At 56.7% G+C, this 18779-nt stretch carries 20 protein-coding genes and 1 pseudogene; 10 read left to right on the forward strand and 11 right to left on the reverse strand.

The window, feature by feature from the left end; translation table 11 throughout:
* The first annotated feature begins 55 nt into the window (after positions 1-55).
* Complete coding sequence (locus ACMXYI_RS17655; RefSeq protein WP_415768326.1) at positions 56-514, forward strand: GNAT family N-acetyltransferase; 459 nt, start codon at positions 56-58, stop codon at positions 512-514.
* A gap of 15 nt (positions 515-529) precedes the next feature.
* Here the strand turns inward: ACMXYI_RS17655 and ACMXYI_RS17660 are convergent, their stop codons facing one another.
* Positions 530-1390 (reverse strand): phosphotransferase, encoded by an 861-nt coding sequence (locus tag ACMXYI_RS17660; protein ID WP_415768327.1) that lies wholly within the window; start codon positions 1388-1390, stop codon positions 530-532.
* Positions 1391-1520: 130 nt separating this feature from the next.
* Positions 1521-2198: a hypothetical protein gene (locus ACMXYI_RS17665; RefSeq protein WP_415768328.1), complete on the reverse strand. Its 678-nt coding sequence runs from the start codon at positions 2196-2198 to the stop codon at positions 1521-1523.
* 769 nt (positions 2199-2967) lie between these two features.
* On the opposite strand from ACMXYI_RS17665, the gene ACMXYI_RS17670 reads away from it, so the two are divergent.
* Positions 2968-3816, forward strand: a complete 849-nt coding sequence (locus tag ACMXYI_RS17670; RefSeq protein WP_415768329.1) for an exonuclease domain-containing protein — start codon at positions 2968-2970, stop codon at positions 3814-3816.
* A 104-nt stretch (positions 3817-3920) separates the two neighbouring features.
* On the forward strand, positions 3921-4505 hold the full coding sequence (locus tag ACMXYI_RS17675) for a hypothetical protein (protein WP_415768330.1): 585 nt from the start codon (positions 3921-3923) through the stop codon (positions 4503-4505).
* 22 nt (positions 4506-4527) lie between these two features.
* Here ACMXYI_RS17675 and ACMXYI_RS17680 read toward each other — a convergent pair whose 3' ends face one another.
* From ACMXYI_RS17680 to ACMXYI_RS17695, 4 genes are all read right to left on the reverse strand, one after another.
* Entirely contained in the window at positions 4528-5142 is a 615-nt protein-coding gene (locus ACMXYI_RS17680; protein WP_415768331.1) for a hypothetical protein, read from the reverse strand.
* Between the two features lie 75 nt (positions 5143-5217).
* Entirely contained in the window at positions 5218-5574 is a 357-nt protein-coding gene (locus tag ACMXYI_RS17685; RefSeq protein ID WP_129436843.1) for a DUF6572 domain-containing protein, read from the reverse strand.
* Positions 5575-5601: 27 nt separating this feature from the next.
* Complete coding sequence (locus tag ACMXYI_RS17690) at positions 5602-5994, reverse strand: hypothetical protein (RefSeq protein WP_046052545.1); 393 nt, start codon at positions 5992-5994, stop codon at positions 5602-5604.
* A complete protein-coding gene (locus tag ACMXYI_RS17695; RefSeq protein WP_415768332.1) occupies positions 5981-7117 on the reverse strand; it encodes a polymorphic toxin type 44 domain-containing protein in 1137 nt (378 codons plus the stop codon). The genes ACMXYI_RS17690 and ACMXYI_RS17695 overlap by 14 nt, the downstream gene beginning before the upstream one ends.
* Before the next feature lie 694 nt (positions 7118-7811).
* Here ACMXYI_RS17695 and ACMXYI_RS17700 point away from each other — a divergent pair.
* Both ACMXYI_RS17700 and ACMXYI_RS17705 read left to right on the forward strand, forming a co-directional pair.
* Positions 7812-8171: a DUF6124 family protein gene (locus tag ACMXYI_RS17700; protein ID WP_140679954.1), complete on the forward strand. Its 360-nt coding sequence runs from the start codon at positions 7812-7814 to the stop codon at positions 8169-8171.
* A gap of 210 nt (positions 8172-8381) precedes the next feature.
* Positions 8382-8723: pseudogene (locus ACMXYI_RS17705) on the forward strand (isochorismatase family protein); the annotation flags it as partial.
* A 255-nt stretch (positions 8724-8978) separates the two neighbouring features.
* Here ACMXYI_RS17705 and cls read toward each other — a convergent pair.
* The 3 genes from cls to ACMXYI_RS17720 form a co-directional block, all read right to left on the reverse strand.
* Entirely contained in the window at positions 8979-10385 is a 1407-nt protein-coding gene (gene cls / locus ACMXYI_RS17710; RefSeq protein WP_415768333.1) for a cardiolipin synthase, read from the reverse strand.
* A 163-nt stretch (positions 10386-10548) separates the two neighbouring features.
* Complete coding sequence (locus ACMXYI_RS17715) at positions 10549-11109, reverse strand: YSC84-related protein (protein ID WP_415768334.1); 561 nt, start codon at positions 11107-11109, stop codon at positions 10549-10551.
* Positions 11110-11365: 256 nt separating this feature from the next.
* Positions 11366-12268 (reverse strand): LysR substrate-binding domain-containing protein, encoded by a 903-nt coding sequence (locus tag ACMXYI_RS17720; protein WP_415768335.1) that lies wholly within the window; start codon positions 12266-12268, stop codon positions 11366-11368.
* A 106-nt stretch (positions 12269-12374) separates the two neighbouring features.
* Between ACMXYI_RS17720 and ACMXYI_RS17725 the strand changes: the two genes are divergently transcribed.
* The 3 genes from ACMXYI_RS17725 (at position 12375) to solA (ending at position 16330) form a co-directional block, all read left to right on the forward strand.
* Complete coding sequence (locus ACMXYI_RS17725; RefSeq protein ID WP_415768336.1) at positions 12375-13772, forward strand: MFS transporter; 1398 nt, start codon at positions 12375-12377, stop codon at positions 13770-13772.
* Positions 13769-15043 (forward strand): glucarate dehydratase family protein, encoded by a 1275-nt coding sequence (locus tag ACMXYI_RS17730; protein ID WP_415768337.1) that lies wholly within the window; start codon positions 13769-13771, stop codon positions 15041-15043. The genes ACMXYI_RS17725 and ACMXYI_RS17730 overlap by 4 nt, the downstream gene beginning before the upstream one ends.
* Positions 15044-15151: 108 nt before the next feature.
* Positions 15152-16330 carry an N-methyl-L-tryptophan oxidase gene (gene solA, locus ACMXYI_RS17735; protein WP_415768338.1) on the forward strand — a complete coding sequence of 393 codons (1179 nt, stop codon included), beginning with the start codon at positions 15152-15154 and terminating at the stop codon, positions 16328-16330.
* Here solA and ACMXYI_RS17740 read toward each other — a convergent pair.
* Together ACMXYI_RS17740 and ACMXYI_RS17745 are read right to left on the reverse strand one after the other, a co-directional pair.
* Entirely contained in the window at positions 16320-16622 is a 303-nt protein-coding gene (locus ACMXYI_RS17740) for a DUF7693 family protein (protein WP_415768339.1), read from the reverse strand. The genes solA and ACMXYI_RS17740 overlap by 11 nt on opposite strands.
* A gap of 66 nt (positions 16623-16688) precedes the next feature.
* On the reverse strand, positions 16689-17258 hold the full coding sequence (locus tag ACMXYI_RS17745) for an acyl-CoA thioesterase (protein ID WP_415768340.1): 570 nt from the start codon (positions 17256-17258) through the stop codon (positions 16689-16691).
* A 105-nt stretch (positions 17259-17363) separates the two neighbouring features.
* On the opposite strand from ACMXYI_RS17745, the gene ACMXYI_RS17750 reads away from it, so the two are divergent.
* Both ACMXYI_RS17750 and ACMXYI_RS17755 read left to right on the forward strand, forming a co-directional pair.
* Positions 17364-18329, forward strand: coding sequence for a GlxA family transcriptional regulator (locus tag ACMXYI_RS17750; protein WP_415768341.1), 966 nt, complete (start codon positions 17364-17366; stop codon positions 18327-18329).
* Between the two features lie 38 nt (positions 18330-18367).
* Positions 18368-18757, forward strand: coding sequence for a c-type cytochrome (locus tag ACMXYI_RS17755; protein WP_415768342.1), 390 nt, complete (start codon positions 18368-18370; stop codon positions 18755-18757).
* Positions 18758-18779: the final 22 nt, after the last annotated feature.

Here is an 18779-nt window from a genome sequence, read left to right on the forward strand (position 1 = left end):
TGCGATCTTTTGATCTACATTTCTCATCAAATCAATCCGCAAGGAGACGATCAACATGGACATCCAGGCCCTGCGCGCCGACGCATCCCACCTCGATAAAATCGCAGGCCTGTTCGACGCCTATCGAGGCTTCTACGGCCAGCCGTCGAACCTGCCGCAGTCTCGCGAGTTCATCGCCGAGCGCATTGCCCGGGACGAATCCGCGATTTTCTTCGCCCTGGCACCCAGCGGCGAGGCGCTGGGTTTCGTCCAGTTGTTCCCGACGTTCTCCTCCATCGACGCGCACCGCACCTGGCTGCTTGGCGACCTCTTCACAACACCCGCCGCCCGAGGGCAAGGGGTAGGCACGTTGCTGATGAACACCGCGCGAGCCTTTGCATTGTTGACCGGTGCCAAAGGTATGGTGCTGGAAACGGCCACGGACAATGTCGGCGCGCAACGGTTATATGAATCCCTGGGTTATGTGCGCGACACGGGTTACTACACCTACTGCCTCGATTTGAAACAAGGCTGAGTCAACCGCTGTCGGTTACCTCAACTCGTGCAGGAATGCAGCTTGGGCCTTGGGGCACGTGAGGATGCGGTAACGCGTGCTCCGGGAAACACCACGGTCTCGAAAGCGCTCATACACCGCCTGGAAAACCTCACGGTTCAATTGCGGGTGCTGATGCTTCAGGTAGCGTTCACAGCACGCGTTGTAGTGTTCAACCGATATGAACTTGTTGAACCAGAAGCGATAGAAATAACCCAGCAGAAACCCCAGGCTGAAGTCATGATCCAGCACCGAATGCGCGCAGCATTCGAAATCGATCAGGCGCAGCCTGCCATCGGGGCCAATCAGGATGTTCTTGGGGTGCGGGTCCATGTGCACAAACCCCTCGACCAGCGTCTGCCCAAACAGTTGGAAAATGTCCGACAGCAGCGTTTGCGCCTGCTCGGGTTGGGCGATCAGTCGATCATCGACGCTGCAATGATTGTCGAAAAAACTGACCAGCAAATACTCTTCCTTGAGAAACGGAAAACGTCCGACGTGGCCGAATGCAGCCACTCTGGGCGATGACTCCGACTTGGCGGACACAACGGACAGGTTGATGAATTCGTTGGTCAGGTCATGCAGCCCGAACACACGCTTGAGGCCCAGGAAATTCTGCAGCTGCTTTTTCCAGTGGGTCAGGCGGTTGTGTTTCAACACCCATTTGCGCTCACCTTCGAGCAGGAACACGCTGCGGGTTTCCTCGGGAATATCCAGCAAGGCATGCTGATCCGGCTCGGCAAAAAAACGCTGAAGCAAAGTCACCAGTTCGTTCTGATCAGACGGATCGAAATGGAACGTGACGCCAGCAATCTTTTGCTGATTCAGAGGCGAAGTAAGGTGTCTGAGGTGACGCATGTAAAGTCCCTGCTAAATGCTTTGCGGTCCATAAAACGCCGGCAATCGAGCGCGACGCTTTGTCGTTATCGGCAGGGCGCTGCAGACCCTTACACGCAGGGTTGATTTTTTATTGCTGGGTTGGTTGCACCTACGTCGCATCGGTGCTTTCCGAGACGCCAAAGGTTGACTTGCCGTAGCCCAACAGGACGGCACCGCGTGGGTGGTTGAGGCGGTATTTATCGGCGACTTTGGCCAGCACCTGGCCCAGCGAGTAGTCGGTGCCGGCCAGCGGCGTGGCCTTGGAGCGGGTCCAGCCGGGGCTAACTTCGACTAGCAGCAAGTCGCCCAGGTCTTTGGGTTGGGTGAATGTGGCCATGGGCTGTTCTGGTTGGCGGGCGGTGTCGGCGAGGCTGTCGATGGCCCACGACGGGGCGACCTGGTCGGCGGTGTCTTTGTTGAATCGGCTGATGAGCCATTCGCGGAAGCGGCGCCAGCGGTCGGCGCTGAGGTAGTGGCCGTGGTCGCTGAATTCGATGGCGCCTTGTTCGTCGTCAGCGAGTTCGATGGGGCGTAGGCCTTTTACTGATGGCGGTTGGGCGCCGAGGAACCCGACGTGGCGCAGGTAGTAGACACCGGGCACGGGGTTGTTGGCGGCGTCTGGGTGGTAGAACGAGGCGGAGATTTTTTTGTAGCTGCCTTTGGCGATTTGCTCGGCGAAGGTGGCGTCGACTTGTTGGGGTTCGGCGATCAGGCCTTGGGGGGGGGCGGATAAGGATTTGACCCAGCCGGCGGCCGGGGCGTCGTGCTGGGGGTGGCCGATGACCATGGGGGCTTCGTGGAGCGATGGGTTGTAGGCGGCGACGGTGGCGGTTAGGTCGATTCGGTGAAGTTGAAGCTGGTGCCACACATGGCGGTGTGGGTTTGAAGATGTGGAGGGGTTTCATGGTTGAGCACTGCACTGGAGTAATGAGCAGAGCGTGGGCTTGAAAGTGGCTTGGGGCTTTTAATCGGGTTTAAAGGGTTTTGGGTGGGAGTGCCAGGCGAGATTCGCGGCGGGTGTGATGGTTTTGATGAGCGAGATGAGATGGGAAGTGATGATGAGGGGAGCCAGTGCTGCGCAATGCGGCAGGCTGGCTTTATAAAGCATTTACGTCGTGTTCTTTGCTCAACCGTGACCCGCGACACGCAGTGTACCGTTGCTTGTGCCTTCTAAGACGACAGTGTAAAGCCTTCGGGTCTGGTCTTGGTCTGAGCTATAGCTAACGGGGTGAGCCATTGGTTTCAGTGGTGGAAACTGGCCGATTACTGCTGGTTACAATGGACGGCTGTGACCCGAAGCGGGCCGTGATAGAGGGCACGAGTCGGCCAGAAGTGGACGGTGGACACGGTGATGGCAAATGGGTAGGGTCACTGGCGCTGCTTTCGACTCTAGTAGCAGGGCTTGCCGTCATCCATGTCGCGTTTCTCCCTGAGCGATGTCTCTTATGCCGCGACCACCTCTAAGCTAGACAAGGACTTGCAGGACGACAAGGAACGTTATACGACACGCCATCGCGACAAGAAACGCGACATGGCATGTCGCCTAAGGAGGCACCATGGATTTCGTAGTCATTGACGTTGAAACCGCCAATCCAGACCTTGCAAGCATCTGCCAAGTTGGCATCGCCGTTTTCTCAAACGGACAATTCTCAGAGTCATGGAGCACGCTCGTTAATCCAAATGACTACTTTGATTCTCACAACGTTTCAGTTCACGGCATAAATGAGGAAATGGTTGCATCGGCACCGCATTGGATAGAAGTACATGATCGCCTGAGAGCCAATTTCTCTAATCAAATATTGGCTAGCCATACGCCATTCGACAGAACTGCAATTCGTAGGGCATGTGAAAAGTATTCAACAACCTCACTTGATTGCCAGTGGCTTGATACGGCGCGAGTTGTTAGGCGCACTTGGCCTATTTTTTCGCAGTCTGGTTATGGGCTTGCAAATGTTGCCGCTCACTTCGGCATAAGCTTCAAGCATCACGATGCAGAAGAGGATGCGCGTGCTGCGGGTGAAATATTACTTCGAGCAATTCAGGAAACTGGTTCAAGTGCTGCCGATTGGTGCTCTTTGGCATTGCGACCAACTGCTTCATTATCATCCTCCGAGGTTCGCACCGCCAATCCAGACGGCCCACTATTCGGTAATGTGGTTGTGTTCACCGGAGCACTTTCAATACCGCGCCAAGATGCTGCCAATGTTGCATCGTTAGCAGGCTGCGATGTCGCAACTGGCGTCACGAAACATACCACTCTGCTTGTTGTCGGCGACCAAGACATTCGCATGCTGGCTGGCGCAGAAAAGAGCGCTAAGCATAGGAAGGCCGAAGAACTCATGGCTAAAGGCCAGAAAATTCGCATACTCGGGGAAAGCGACTTTGGCCACCTCATTGGTGTGTAGTCGTCATGAGCCATATGGCGCATAACAAGTCATTCAAGGATCGACGTTTTTTGGAATGCACCAATACGTACCCTTAACTCCAAAGCTAGGCCCAAGAGGATTACATGGACAAACTCATATCACTGGTTTCAAGCCTAGAAGCAGCAATTCGCTACCTTCTGAGTGGCGCTGTGATTGTGACCATATGGGTAATGAGCCTGAATGATCCTTGGACCATCTTACAATTGGCTCTGTCCAATCAAGTTCCCACTGCATTGTGTGTGGCTCTTATCGGATTTACAGTTTTCTCAATCTACCGACTCGTTCTGTGGGTTGTTTTCGATTTTATAGCTTGGAAACTCAACGCGTCGGCACCGGCAGAGTATTCTGTGGATGGTGTTAGCTATGCCAAGCCATACGCTAAGTTTCTTCGCTGGAGGCACTCAGAAGACTTGCCTCAGTCGCTTAGCGGCTATCTAACCTACCGCTGGTCTGTCGCACATTTCGCCCTTGTTTCCGGACTGGCAGGTCTCGTCGCAGCACTCATTGGACAAAGCAATTCCGTTATGGTCGACCTACGATGCTGGGTATTGCCCGCTTCACTTATCGTCGCTGTGTTCGGCCTCTGGCAGATTTTTTTTCTTTACCGGGTGGAAAGGGAGCTGTGTCGTGATCGCATGCCAGTTGCGGCGGCGCAAGAGCCTAGCTAGCGGTTCAAGCCATCCGCTCCGCTCACTCGGGACGGGCTAAAGCCTGCCCCTTAACTTGAACGTTATGAATGCCTGCAAAGGGTCGTTTTCTGCCTCTCACGACGGACAGAAAACGGTCAAGAGCAGTTACCCAGCGACTACAAAACCAGGGCCGATTCAGCTTTAGCAAAACATCTCTGTCATTCAACGCGATTTCTATCACCTGCTCTGGCGATAATCTCTGCGAGTAACTGACATCGTTGAAGTATTCGTCTGGCCAGAAAATCAAATCGGAGATGCGTTCACTGGGTATATTGATTGCCAGCATGTTCAGCCAAAAATCGATGTCTTGTTCAGCCCCATCGCTCTCCATTACCCTTCGAGCCAGCTCTATAAGTTCACCCCTCGTTACATCTGCTACGGACCGCTCAAACGGTGCTGCTAAGATCTTGCGAACCCAAGTCTCATGGCCTTGGCCTCCATAAATACCCTGAAAGTCGATGAACCCAAGCTCTGTCATCGCCTCTCGGTTGAATTCCGACAACTGGCTCAGCGTCTGCTCAGGGTGTCCGCAATCAATTTCTTCAGCGAGTTTCGTTAGTCGAGCAACCATGGATTCATCAAGTGCAGGCGGCGTTAACTCAGTACGAAGCTCCATTTCATCTCCCAATTCGCTTGCTGTTCCTTGAATCTCTGCGAAGCCGAAAACGTTCAGACAGAGACATTGGCGTGATCACATATTACGTATTGCTTCGTCCGCTTTAAGCTCGAATTCAAAACCGATGCCCACTTCTTCTAGAGTCTCTGTGACACGGCCAATGAAGAGCTCTGCTTGCTCTGGTAACTCATACAGGCCAAGAACACGAATGATGGGATGTTTACCCAGTGCACCGGGAATTTCGGTGTAAATCTCACCGCTTTCGATGAAGGCGATGTACGTGTTGATTTTCTCTTGCAGCAAGAGCAAGTGTTCGCCTTGTTCAGCTTTACCACCCCATTCAAGGTGATCAGTGATAACGAGCACCAGGTCGTGTAGCTCTCGCTTGGGAATTGCCCAGAAATCGATCACACGTGGATTTGTTATGGACATTTATGCCCCCTATGGCTTGGCTAAATCCTACTTACAAACTTTCAATCGCTCTCCATCAGTGCCACTGCCTTCACTGGTGTCAATCTCGCCATTACGGTCAATATGAATTTCCGTTGTCGGCCATTGGGGCGTAATGCTGACGCAACGGTTCAGGCCCTTCGCATTCCACCAGTCGAGACGCATGAAGAACTCATCGTCAGGAAAGATATGTCCTACATCACCCATTGTCTTTCCGGGCAGCAGTTCACCGCGAACGATGGTGTGCTGTGTGTTCAGGACGTAACTAATTTTCTTGGTACCGTCTTTTGAGTAGAAAACGACAACTCGCGGTATAGCTACGTACCAGCACGCCACAGCACCAATAAGAAACAGCCCTATCCACCGCCCAATATGTCGTGGTCGCTTTTCACTTGCAGGCATGTTTTTGAACCCCTGTACCCCAGTCAGCAATTGGCACTGCCAACACTTTGTCCATGATGATTTGTGCAGTGACACCGCCGTTCGGATACTCCTTGTAGAGTTCCATTCCGAGGATGATCGACACCCTATCAGGAGCATCGTCCCATGCTCGCATCCCTTCGACGCCTTCCGTTCTTCGTGGGCCATCAAACCTCTTAGGGTCTTTGAGGAAGCGCCAACTGTCTGAGCCTATTTGCTCAACTCCAGCGCCGTCCAATTGCACGCTGTCAGAGAGTCCACCGGCTAAGCCGACATACCCATAATGGATGTTCGACCAGATGTCGTAGTAGAAGTCATACGCCCCTTGTTTGTGCCAAGGTGCACCAAACAGTTTGGCCAATTTGGGCTTGTGATCCCAATCCTGACCCTGACCCACCTGTTTCGTCCAGATGGCGAAAGCCATCGCCTTTTTTCCAAGTGCCATGTTGTAAAACTGGGGGTCTTGCCCTAGGCGCAGGTAGAGCGGAAGCTCCATAAATTTCTTGGTTTCCGCCTCAGGATCGAAGCTGTTTAGTTCTTTCATTTCCAAGACTGCTGGGTCTTTGATATTGCGGTTCATCTCATCGGCGATGTAATCGGCCAGTTGCTCCATCATGTCAGGGTCTTTGCACGTAGTAGGTGCTTCCGGCTCTGTCTTCGCTTCGGGTTTTTCGGTGCTGGCTTGCGGATCTACCAAGGCATTCGCCGCCAGAGCCTTCTCTTTCAAATTTGGATCAGCGAGCAAGGTCGCCATCTTTTCATCGTCCACGGTGCCATCTGGGCGGAAAGCTCCCAGTGCCATGAAGTTGATGATGGTTGCACCGCCAGCATCGCCCATGACAAACCCGCCACCTACATCACCTGACCCGGTGATGATGGTTCCGCCATGGCTGGTAGGACTGCCAATGTGGGCCATAGGACGGCCATTCACTTGAATCGATGGAAACCCTGTGGTGGTTACGGCGCCACAACCACATGTATCGCCAACACGTGCGGAGCCCATAAAGTTGATATTTACGTCGCCACTGGCGGAGGCAATCGGGGTGGTGCCATGGCCGGGCAAAGGGCAGACATGCTTGTCACCCAGTCGTGCAGAAGAAATCATGTATCGTCCTTGAGTCGTTGCGAGGAGTTCCAGCTTGGGGCTGGGGTAGTCTGACTTTATCGGGAAGCTCAAACAATGGCTGCAAGACAAATCCCAAAAGTCTTGCTGAAAACCTTCCGTGTTCCGTGTCAGTTACTTTCCATAAACGATACCGGGTCGTGGTGAACCGTCCCTAGTTTCGTAGACGCATCCGACTAACTCCTTTTGGCCGGAATCAGACTGATTCAAGAGTTCGCGCTACCCACCACACCTGCGACGCTCAACCTTAAAAATGTCGGATGCGTCCACGATTTTCTCAAGGTTTTACCTCGCGCAAGAAGCGTGCATCAGATTATTAAACATCTCCATAGGGTGCTTGTTTAAGCGCCCTCAAGGTTACGTCCTGAAAGCTACAAAACCTTGCGCCGTTGCCTACGGCTGCGCCAGAATCCGCCGGCTTGTGCGCCTTGGGGCCACTCGGTAACTTGATTCCTGTCACTGCTCATCAGTGATCGGGTTTAGCAGCCCGTGAACAACCTAAGTCGTACGACGCTTCTATCAGTCAGGTTTTGCGCCTGCATTTTGATGGTAGCTGTACGCAGGGCGCCCTTGGGCGCGCCGGCTTCTTAGGTTTCCCGGTCTGCTAACCTGCGTGCAGCTGCCACCCTCTTCGTTTAGCAGCAGGAGGGTTGGCACACCATTAGGAACCTAAGATATGTTCAAGGTCACACCCAACCCACCGGACACCGATCCGGTTTCCCCGTACGAACCCGATTCAAAAAAACTCAACGAAGCCGCCGAGCGGGCTCTCAATTACCACTTCCCGTCAATTGCCGACATCAAAGCCACCCCGCGAACACGCAGCACCCTGTTTTACGTGGACCCAGAGGCCACGACCGAAACCCTGGCGGTTTTTCTGGTCGAAACCCTGGCCTCGGTTGATGTGATGGTCCACGAGTTGGCGGACCTCTTGGAGGGTTGCTCGCGCTATTCCCTGTTGGGCATTTCCAACAGCGTCATGGTGGCTGAAATCACGGCAAACCGATTGCTGGATAAAATTGAACCACCTGCGTAAGTGCGGTCTGCTGGGGTGAGTGGGTAACTGACGTTGGGTTGGGCAGTTGTTCCCTTTTGGGGGCCGCTGCGCGGCCCAGCGGAAGTACGGTCCTTCGCCACAGGTTCCCGGTGTTTGTTGCCGCTGCTGGCCGGTGATTGGGTTTTGTGTCAGGTCCGGGATGCCGCGTAATCGTTCATCGCGAGCAAGCTCGCACACAGGTATTGCGACGACTTCATGCCCGAGTACAAGCCCTACATCCTCGACGGCAAAACCATCATTGCTTCACCGCACAAGGTTTACGGCCCGGAAACCAATGACCTGGCGCTGCAGCTGTGCAAGCACGGTGTGTCGCAAATCATATTGGCGGGCATGGCGGCGAACCTGTGCGTCGAGTCGCATCTGCGCGAACTGCTGGAGCTTGGCTTTGAAGTGGCCGTGGTTCGGGACGCAACCGCAGGCCCGACCACCCCCGAAGGTGATGGCTACCTTGCCGCACTAATCAATTATCGCTACATCGGCAATGCCCTGTGGAGCACGGCGCAAGCGGTTGAGTTTCTAAAGGCAAAATAGGTCAGGCGCGACCAGGCTGTGCCTCGCGATATGGGGTGCAGCCTTGCCAATGCGAGACGCTCTTCGACTCTATGCAAACCCGAGAAACGACAGGATAACCACGACAATCACAATTACCCCGACGATGTAGATGATGTTGTTCATGAATTCCACCTCTCAACCTGAATTGAATTGCGACGCGAGGGTGTACAAATACAAGGTAGTGCACCTTTGCTCCCACTTCCATTAGGCAGCACAGTTCCCGCGCCACTCGACTTATAGCCAGTATCCCCAGAGTCGCCCCATCTGCTCCTTGGCTCTTACTGCGATCGAACGGCGCTGCCACGTTTCCAGCTTGATTTCGTTCGACTTGGCCAGGTCAGCCATGAATGCCGCCTGCATCTTTTTTCCAAACCCGGTGCCCAGCACAACGGCGTTGACTTCATCGTTGTGCACGAAGCTGCGCCAGTCGAGGTTGGTGGAGCCGACACTCGACCACACGCCATCGATGACGGCAGTCTTGACGTGGAGTAGCGCATCACCGCGTTCGTAAAGCTTGACGTTGGCCTTCAGCAGTTCGCTGTAGTAGGCGCGTCCGGCATGGAACACCAGCCACGAATCGGTGCTACTGGGCAGCACCAGCTTGACGTCGACGCCACGTGCTGCCGCCTCCTTGAGTGCCGCCAGCAACTGCGGATCGGGCACAAAGTAGGCGTTCGTCAGCCATATCTCGGTCTGCGCACTATGCAGCGCCGAAATCAGCGTGGCATAGATCAGGCTGAACGGCTCGTCTGGCGAGCTGCCGATGGCGCGAATCACCTCGGTGCCTTTGCGCTCCTGTGGCGGAAAGTAGTGGCGAGGCGCGAGTGGTTCACCTTTCTGGGCCGTCCAGGTTCCGATGAACAGCTTCTGCAGGTCCGAAACCACGGGCCCCTCGATGCGCAAGTCGGTATCGCGCCAGGGCAAATCACCATTGGGACGAGTCTTCGAGTGAGCGCTGAACGAGCCCCCTGAATAGACGCTGCTGATGTTGATCCCGCCGAGAAAGGCAACACGGCCGTCCACTATCAACAGCTTTCGGTGATCGCGCTGGTTCACGTCCCAGCCCACTTTGGCCGTCGCCGGGTTGACTGGGTTGTACTCCAGCACTTTGATGCCCGCGTCGGTCAATCGAGAGAAAAACGCTGAGGGTGTTCCAAGTGTTCCGACGCTGTCACGGATCAGATTGACCTGTACGCCTTTCTTTTGCTGAGCGATCAGTGCGGCGGCGAAACGCTGGCCGACTTCATCATCGTCGAGGATGTAGGTCTCCATGTTGATGTGGTCGCGCGCAGCTTCAATGGTTTTGATCATCGACTGGTACGTGCTGGGACCGTCCTGCAGCAAGTCGACCTTGTTGCCTTCCGTTAGCGGGCTACCGGCAACGGATTCTTCGATTGCGAGGTGCACATCAAAGATATTGGTCTCTGCGCCGCTGGCCTTGAGTCGGTCGAGAATGGCTTTGCTGCGCTCAGCTGACAGAGGTCCGTGTATCCCGTCGAGTTGCACTGGCGCAGAGGGAGCGCGAGCCATGTCCGGCACTATCCTCGGCAAAGCACTGGAGCCAATCACAAATGTCAGGAGCACAACCACGCATAGCACCAGAGCAATACATGCACCCTTACATCTGGTTAGAAGATTCATCAGGACCCCTCTTGGTGAGGACGGTGATAGCGCTCAACAACCCAATGGTTTCGCCGTGCATCCTGTCCCAAAGGGGCGTCTTGCCTGGTACACAAGACGCCTTGGTAGAGGGGGCACCCACGCGGCACGCTTCAAAAGATCAAACCCCTTGAAGGGCAGGCTTTCAGCGCTTGATCAGGGAAATCTTCGTTCCCTCGATGCTGACCCCGGCCATTAACCCTTGCTGGTCGAATATGAACGCGTAGGCATCGTCCTTGAGTGTCGAACTCGACAGATTCTTCGCGACCCCTGAGTCAACCACGACAACGGTTGGCCCCACGCCGACTTCCCAGCCCTTGGTTTCACGAACATAATTCACGGCTTTGTCAGTCATCAGGAACAACGCATAACCGTACGATTGGGCGCCTGCCTGCAGCCCCCATGACCCCGTTACGGAGTTGTAATAACTCTCCACTTTCGAGCCCTTCATCAGCACGCCTTCGCCATAGCTGCCACCAAACACAAGGCCGGCCTTGATGATTTTCGGGAAGACCAGCACCGCTTTGGCATTCTGCGAAATGGTTTTGGCAAAGGGTGTGGTCTTGTAAAGCGTTTGCAACGCTTGATGGGAGTCGGCATTCAGGTCCTCGGCAGTTGCCGCACCTGCATTGTTCAGGAGGCTCGCTGATGCCAAAGATGCTGTCGCGAGGAAGATCGATAGGAAGAAGCGCATTGACTGAGTCATTTTCGTACTCCGGTAAGGGAGCAGGGGATGGGAGCAGCAGTCAGCGCCTGCACCAGACAGGATCCGAACCTACTGAACGTTATCCGGCGCACCCTGATGTGTGTGAATTGCAAAACGTCGCTTTTGAATGAACCAAGGCCAAGGCCTTTGATCAGTCGCGATGCCATCAGTTGGTTGGACCACTGCGCAACGGCCGGGTTCGTCGTCTGAGGCAAAGTGGTCGATGGCCCCAAAGAAACGCCAGGCAACGACAGACTCAAACGCCCCATCCCTCCCGCACAGCCCTGCGAATGCCTTCCAGCAACATCGCAAACGCCGGGTTGTCATTGTTCTCGCGCCAGATCAAATGCAGCTCGCTCTGCACCCCTTCACCCAGATCGATATCGCGAAACACCACGTTCTTGAACACCACGCTGGTGGCGCAGCGAGGCACCAGGGCCAGGCCCATTCCGGCGTTGACCAAGGCCAGGATGGTCAACGATGAGCCCAGCCATTGCACGTATTCCGGGGCGACGCGGGCAGAGCGGAGCATGCCGGTCAGCAGTTCGTTGAACGGTGGGTAGGCGGCGTGGGAGTACATCAGGAACGGCTGCGCATCGAGGTCTTTGACCGAGACGGCTTCTGCGCTCGCCAGTCGATGGTGGCTGGGGACGGCCAAGACAAACGGCTCGCGCACCAGGCATTCGGTGGCATAACCAGGCTCCAGTAACGGCGCGCGAACGATGCCCAAGTCGATACGACGGGCACGCAAGGCTTCATGCTGCTGGTAGGTGTTCATCTCCGTCAGGTCGATTTTCACATGCGGCTGTTTGAGTCGCGCTTCAGCGATGACCTTGGGCAGGAATTCATACACCGCGCTGCCGACGAAACTGATATTGACCGAGCCGATGTCGCCCTCGGCGAAACGGCGGGCGGTGACGGCGGCTTGCTGGGCGCGCTCCAGCAGGTTCTGCGCTTCGATGAAGAAGGCGCGGCCGGCGGCGGTCAGGGCAACGCTGCGGGTGGTGCGGGTGAACAGCTCGACACCCAGATGATGTTCCAGCAGTTGAATCTGTCGACTGAGGGGCGGTTGAGTCATGTTCAACCGTTCGGCGGCCCGACGGAAATTCAGTTCGGTCGCCACCGTGGTGAAACAGCGCAGTTGAGTCAGTTCGAACATTGATCTAATCCAGGTATCAATCGAATGCCAAGTTAGATTAGACGGGATCAATACCTGCGTCCATCATCGGCCTGTCCCTAAAAAAACAATGATTGGGAGTTGCCCCTTGAATACCGTCCAGAGTCCGCCGGACCCGAATGTACTCGCCCGCGCTGCGGCCAAGGTGAAACGCCATGTGCTGCCGCTGTTCGTGGTGATGTTCATCGTCAACTACATCGACCGGGTCAACATCGGCTTCGTGCGCAGCCACATGGAAACCGACCTCGGCATTGGCGCGGCAGCCTACGGCCTGGGCGCCGGGTTGTTCTTCATCGGATACGCGATCTTCGAAGTTCCCTCCAACATGCTGTTGCAGCGCTACGGCGCTCGCGCCTGGCTGACGCGCATCATGTTCACTTGGGGCGCGGCGGCGATGGCCATGGCGTTTGTGCGCGGCGAAACCAGCTTCTATGTGCTGCGTTTTGTTCTCGGTGCAGCCGAAGCAGGCTTTTTCCCCGGCATCATTTACTACTTCACCCAATGGCTGCCGTCGACCGAGCGCGGCAAGGCCATGGCGATCTTCCTCAGCGGTTCGGCCATCGCCTCGGTGATCTCTGGCCCCGTCTCCGGCGCGCTGTTGAATGTCAGCGGTTTCAGCCTGCATGGCTGGCAGTGGATGTTCTTGATCGAAGGCTTTGCCTCGATCGTGCTCTGTGGGTTTGTGTGGTTCTGGCTGCAATCCCATCCGCGCGAGGCGAAATGGCTGAGCGCCGAAGAAAAGGATGCACTGGTTGACGCCATCGCGCTGGAACAACAGGCCCGCGAAGCCACACAGACCGTCAAGCCGTCGATGTTCAAGCTGCTGGCCGACAAGCAGATTGCGCTGTTCTGCTTCATCTACTTTTCCATCGCCCTGACCATCTACGGCGCCACGTTCTGGCTGCCGAGCATGATCAAAAAAATGGGCAACCTCGGCGACTTCCAGGTGGGCCTGTTCAACTCGATTCCGTGGATCATTTCGATCATCGCGATGTATGGCTTCGCCGCCATGGCCAGCAAATGGAAACACCAGCAAGCCTGGGTGGCCTTGACCCTGGTGATCGCCTCGTTCGGCATGTTCATGTCCACCACCGGCGGGCCGATCTTCGCCTTCGTCGCCATCTGTTTTGCCGCCATTGGTTTCAAGGCTGCCTCGGCATTGTTCTGGCCGATTCCGCAAGGCTATCTGGATGCTCGCATCGCCGCCGCGGTGATCGCCTTGATCAACTCCATCGGCAACCTCGGCGGTTTCGTCGCCCCGACGGCGTTCGGTTTCCTGGAGCAAAAAACCGGCTCCATCGAAGGCGGCCTCTACGGTTTGGCGGCCACGTCACTGGTCGCGGCGGTGGTGATCTTCTTCGCTCGCACGGCACCTCGGGGCGATGCACGCCACTTGCTGGCCGGCAAACCTGCCGCCGACGCGGCACCACAAAAATCTATAAGTCACCCAGCTTTGAAACCTGATCCAAAGGGAGCCGCTTCTTGAAAATCAAACGAGTCACCGTCACCCCAATCGCTTTCCGTGATCCGCCACTGCTTAACGCCAGTGGTATCCACGAACCCTTTGCGCTGCGCTCGATCATCGAGATTGAAAGCGACAACGGCTACATTGGCCTGGGTGAGAGCTACGGCGACGCCCCGGCGCTGCTGATCCAGCAACAACTGCAAGACCAGCTGATCGGCCTCGACCCGTTCAACCTCAATCAGCTGCGCCGCATCGTGCAGGCCACGGTGGCGGCGAACAAACCCGCGAGCATTGCCGGTGCGGAACTGGCGCCGGGCTCCCATGCCAGCAAAGCGGTGAGCAACGCGTATTCGGCGTTCGAAGTGGCGTTCCTGGATTTGCAGGCACACTCGTTGAACGTGCCGTTGGTGGACTTGCTCGGCGGGGCGATTCGCGACGAGATTCCGTTCAGCGCCTACCTGTTCTTCAAGTACGCCCAGCACGTCGATTCACCCTACAAACCCGACAGTTGGGGCGAAGCGCTGAACGAAGAACAGATCGTCGCCCAGGCGCGGCGCATGATCGAGGCCAACGGTTTCAAGAGCATCAAGCTCAAGGCCGGCACACTCCCACCGGAGCACGAAGTGTCGTGCATCAAGGCGCTGAAAAAGGCCTTCCCCGGTTACCCGTTGCGCATCGACCCGAACGGCAACTGGTCGCTGGAAACTTCGATCCGCATGGCCGAACTGTTGGGCGATGACCTGCAATATTACGAAGACCCGACGCCGGGCCTCGACGGCATGTCCGAACTGCACAAGCGCACCGGTCTGCCGCTGGCGACCAACATGGTGGTCACCGATTTCGATGAGTTCCGCCGCAGCGTGGCGTTGAACAGCGTGCAGATCGTCCTCGCCGACCACCACTACTGGGGCGGCCTGCGCGACACCCAGGCGCTGGCGAAAATGTGCGACACCTTTGGCTTAGGCGTGTCGATGCATTCCAACTCGCACTTGGGCATCAGCCTGATGGCGATGGCCCATGTTGCTGCCGCGGTGCCCAATCTGGATTACGCCTGCGACACGCATTACCCGTGGCAGGAACCGGATGAAGAGGTGATCAAGGGCGGCAAAATACCCATCGTCAATGGCTGCGTGAGAATCACCCGCGCGCCCGGGTTGGGCCTGGAGCTGGATCACGACCAACTGGGCAAGTTGCATGACCAGTACTTGACGTGCGGCATTCGTCAGCGCGATGACGTGAAACAGATGCAGCGTTACAAGCCGGAGTGGAAGGCGGTCAAACCGCGTTTTTGATCCGGTGATGTGCCTCCCCGGAATACTGAAAAGCCCTGGCAACCCAGAGGAGCAATCCTTGGCCTATGCTGGTGGCTTTTCAACGAGCCGTTTTCGGCGGGGGCATAGATGGATCTTCGGTGTGAAGTAGCGGTTCTCGGCATGGGCGCAATGGGCGCGGCCACCCTGTATCAACTGGCGAAATCCGGCATCAAGGTGATTGGCGTCGACCGACATCATCCTCCCCACGATCAAGGTTCAAGCCATGGCGATACGCGCATCACCCGGCTCTCGGTCGGGGAAGGCGCCGAGTATCTGCCCATCGTCCGTAACGCTCACCGAATCTGGCGCGAGCTCGAAACGCTGTCCGGTGAGTCGCTGTTCGAGCAGTGTGGCGTGCTGGTCATGACCTCCAGCCCCACGTATGACGCTGACGATAAAAGTGACTTCACCCACAGCACCCTTCATCTCGCGAACACCTATGACATCGAGCACGAGGTGTTGTCGGCGGGACAGATTCGTCAGCGATTCCCGCAGTTTTCTCCGGTGCTGGACACGGCAGTCGGCTACTTCGAGCCGAGCGGCGGTTATGTCCGGCCTGAGCGCTGCATCATGGTACAACTCAAGCTCGCCGAGGAGCTGGGCGCGACGCTGCTGAAGGGCGAAACCGTCATGCAAATCACCTCGGACGAGCAGGGTGTCACCGTCATTACCGATCAGCGAACCATCCTCGCCGACAAGGTCGTGATCAGCGCCGGCATGTGGTCCAAGGGCTTGCTCGGCGAGCCTTTCGATCGGTTGCTGCGGGTGTGTCGTCAGAAGCTGTTCTGGTTCGAACTGGAGGAGAACGCCCGGTTCGCACCGCTGTCACCGACCTTCATTTATTCTCACGGGCCAGGCGATGAAGACTCTGTCTATGGTTTTCCACCGTTGCCCGGCGAGGGCAGCCTGAAGGTCGGCACCGAGCAATACCGCGAAGAGACTTCACCCGACACGCTGGACAGAACCGTCAGCGACGCCGAAGCGCGCGAGATGTTCGACACCCATGTGCGCGGCAAGATGGCGGGCGTCAGCTCGCGGGTCGCCAAGTCGGCGGTGTGTGCCTACACCGTCACACCGGACGGCAATTTCATCATCGACGAGCACCCGACACTGAAAAATACCCTGGTGGTGTCCGCTTGTTCGGGGCATGGCTTCAAGCATTCCGCTGCGCTGGGCGAGGCGCTGGCGCAGTGGTGTGTGCGGGGCAGCAGTGATCTGGATTTGTCGGCGTTTTCGTTGAAGCGGTTTGAAGGCGTTATTGAGTGAGTGCAGTGCTCAGGCGCTCGATCTGCGCCAGCTCCCAGGTGCTGAGCAGACTGACCGGATCGGTGCCGTAACGTTGCCAGCTGTCGAACACGCCCACGCGGCCGTCCGGGCTCTGGCAACGTTGGCAGTGGCGCAAGTGATTGCCGTCGAAGTCGAGGGTCAGACGCCAGCCCTCGATATCGACTTGTACCTGGCACGGCTCGGGTTGTTCGTCGAGGCGCTTTAGAAGCCGAACTTCCAGCGCGGCGTCGCGCAATTGCTGGTAAACCTCGCGGGCGGTCAGGGGCGGCACTGATGTCTCCGGTGAAATCGTGGCAAGCGTAGATTCGGGGGGCACAGGATAGCGGGAGCGTCGAATTTATTCGACGGTCTGCGGGCGCCGGGCAGGCTGTCCTTCTTCCTCTCGAAGCTCACGGCTCATGTCGTTGCAGCTTTGCGACCAGTCTGTCAGCCACGCCGGCATCGACGGCGACTGTTCAGCCAAGCCCAGCTCCCGGGCGTACTCGCCAGGTGCAACGGTGCCTTTGGCAGAGCGGAACAGACCCCGCATCACCACGACACCGACCACGCGTCCCTTGCTCACGAAGCGGTGCTCCATAAAGCTCCACTTATTGTCCCAGCCGAGCATCCTGGTGTGAATCTCGAACGTTTCGAACAGCTTCAGTTCACGCCGGAACTTGCCCCAGGTGTCGCCAACGATAGGCACGGCCTTATTGCGCAGCGCCACCCGGAATGCGCCGCTGCGCAACACGTAGTCCATGCGTCCTATATCGGCCAGGGTGAAATACCGGCCATTGGTAACGTGTCTGTTGAGGTCGAGATCAAGCGGCCAGACGCGCATGTGGACGACGGTGGTGGCCAAGGCGTCAACCGGCTTGCGCCATGGACGACGGAACAGCATGAGGAAAAGTCGGAACCAGAGATTCATAAGTACGCCGATGATTGAGTGACGCGTGCACTTTAAGGAGGAAGGATCGGGTAAGGTAGGTGCGCAAATGACATTTTTCATGCGAAAAGCGCAATAGGATCATTTATGCACGTCACGCTTTTACTGGCGGATCAATGTTCCGCCGCCAGCGCCACGATGGCCCTGGAAGTGCTCAGCGCCGCCAACCTGTTCGCCGACACTGCCGGTGCGCCTTTTGAGGTGGTCATCGCCTCGCTTGATGGCGCCGATGTCGCCGCGTGGGGAGGGCAGACACTGCGTGTGGACCTGTCCACCGTCGAGATCCCGCGAACCGATCTGGTGCTGATCCCCGGATTCCTCTTCACCCTGAAGGACGCCTTGCCGGCCTTTTCAGCTTATGGGCCGTGGCTGCGTTATCAGCATGCGCAGGGGGGCGTGGTGGCGTCGATGTGCACGGCGGCGTTCATGCTGGCCGAAACAGGCCTGCTGGAGGGCGTTCGTGCCACCACGCATTGGGCCTTTGCAGACCTGTTTCGACGTCGGTATGCCGAGGTCTGTCTGGACGAGACGCAGATCCTCTGCGAGGACAATCGCGTGATCACTTGCGGGGGCGCGAGTGCCGCCATGGATCTTCTGCTGCACCTCGTGCGCCGCTTCGCTTCTCTGGAACTGGCGCAAAAGTGCAGCAAATACTTGCTGGTCGACGCTGTGCGCAGCGAGCAATCGGTGTATGTCATGTGGTCATTGCCGAAGAACCATGGGGATGGCGACATCCTGCGGGTACAACACTGGCTGGAGGAACACTTCGATCAGCCGCTGCTGATTGATGACGTCGCCCAGCAATTCGGGTTCGGTGTCAGGAACTTCAAAAGGCGTTTCAAGGAAGCCACCGGTTACACACCCATTACCTACCTGCAAACCCTGCGTCTGGAGAAGGCAAAACAGCTTCTTGAATCCACCCGCATGACACTCGACAGCATTACTTACGCCGTGGGCTACGAAGACGGTAATTCGTTCCGTAGACTGTTCCGCCAGCGAGTGGGTTTGCTGCCAGCGGCGTACAGGAAAAAGTTTCAAGTGAGTGCGTGTTGATTCACTTGCGCCAAGCCACAGATGATTGGGAGCAAAAATTGCAGAAAGCCGCCGTACTCACCTTCGCCCTGATGCTCAATTCAGGGGTGTTCAGCGCACAAGCACAGGCCGCCGGCGATGCTGAAGCGGGTGCGACACTGTTCAAGCGGATATGCGGCGGCTGTCATCAGGTCGGGGAGTCGGCACGTGGTTCATTCGGGCCGCAGCTCAATGGCATTTTTGGACGCCCTTCGGGCAGCACCACGGATTACCAGTATTCCGATGCGATGAAATCAGCCGGTATCGTCTGGACCCGCGAAACGCTGACTGCGTACCTTGAAGCTCCAAAAGAAGTAGTGCCCGGCACCCGCATGATTTTCTGGGGGCTCAGCGATCCGGAAAAGATTGAAAACCTGTTGGCGTACCTTCAGACGTTTCAGCCGCAGTAGGACATTCGCCAGGCGCGGAACA

This window comes from Pseudomonas lyxosi (assembly GCF_047758685.1).
In the GTDB taxonomy this organism is placed as follows: domain Bacteria; phylum Pseudomonadota; class Gammaproteobacteria; order Pseudomonadales; family Pseudomonadaceae; genus Aquipseudomonas; species Aquipseudomonas lyxosi.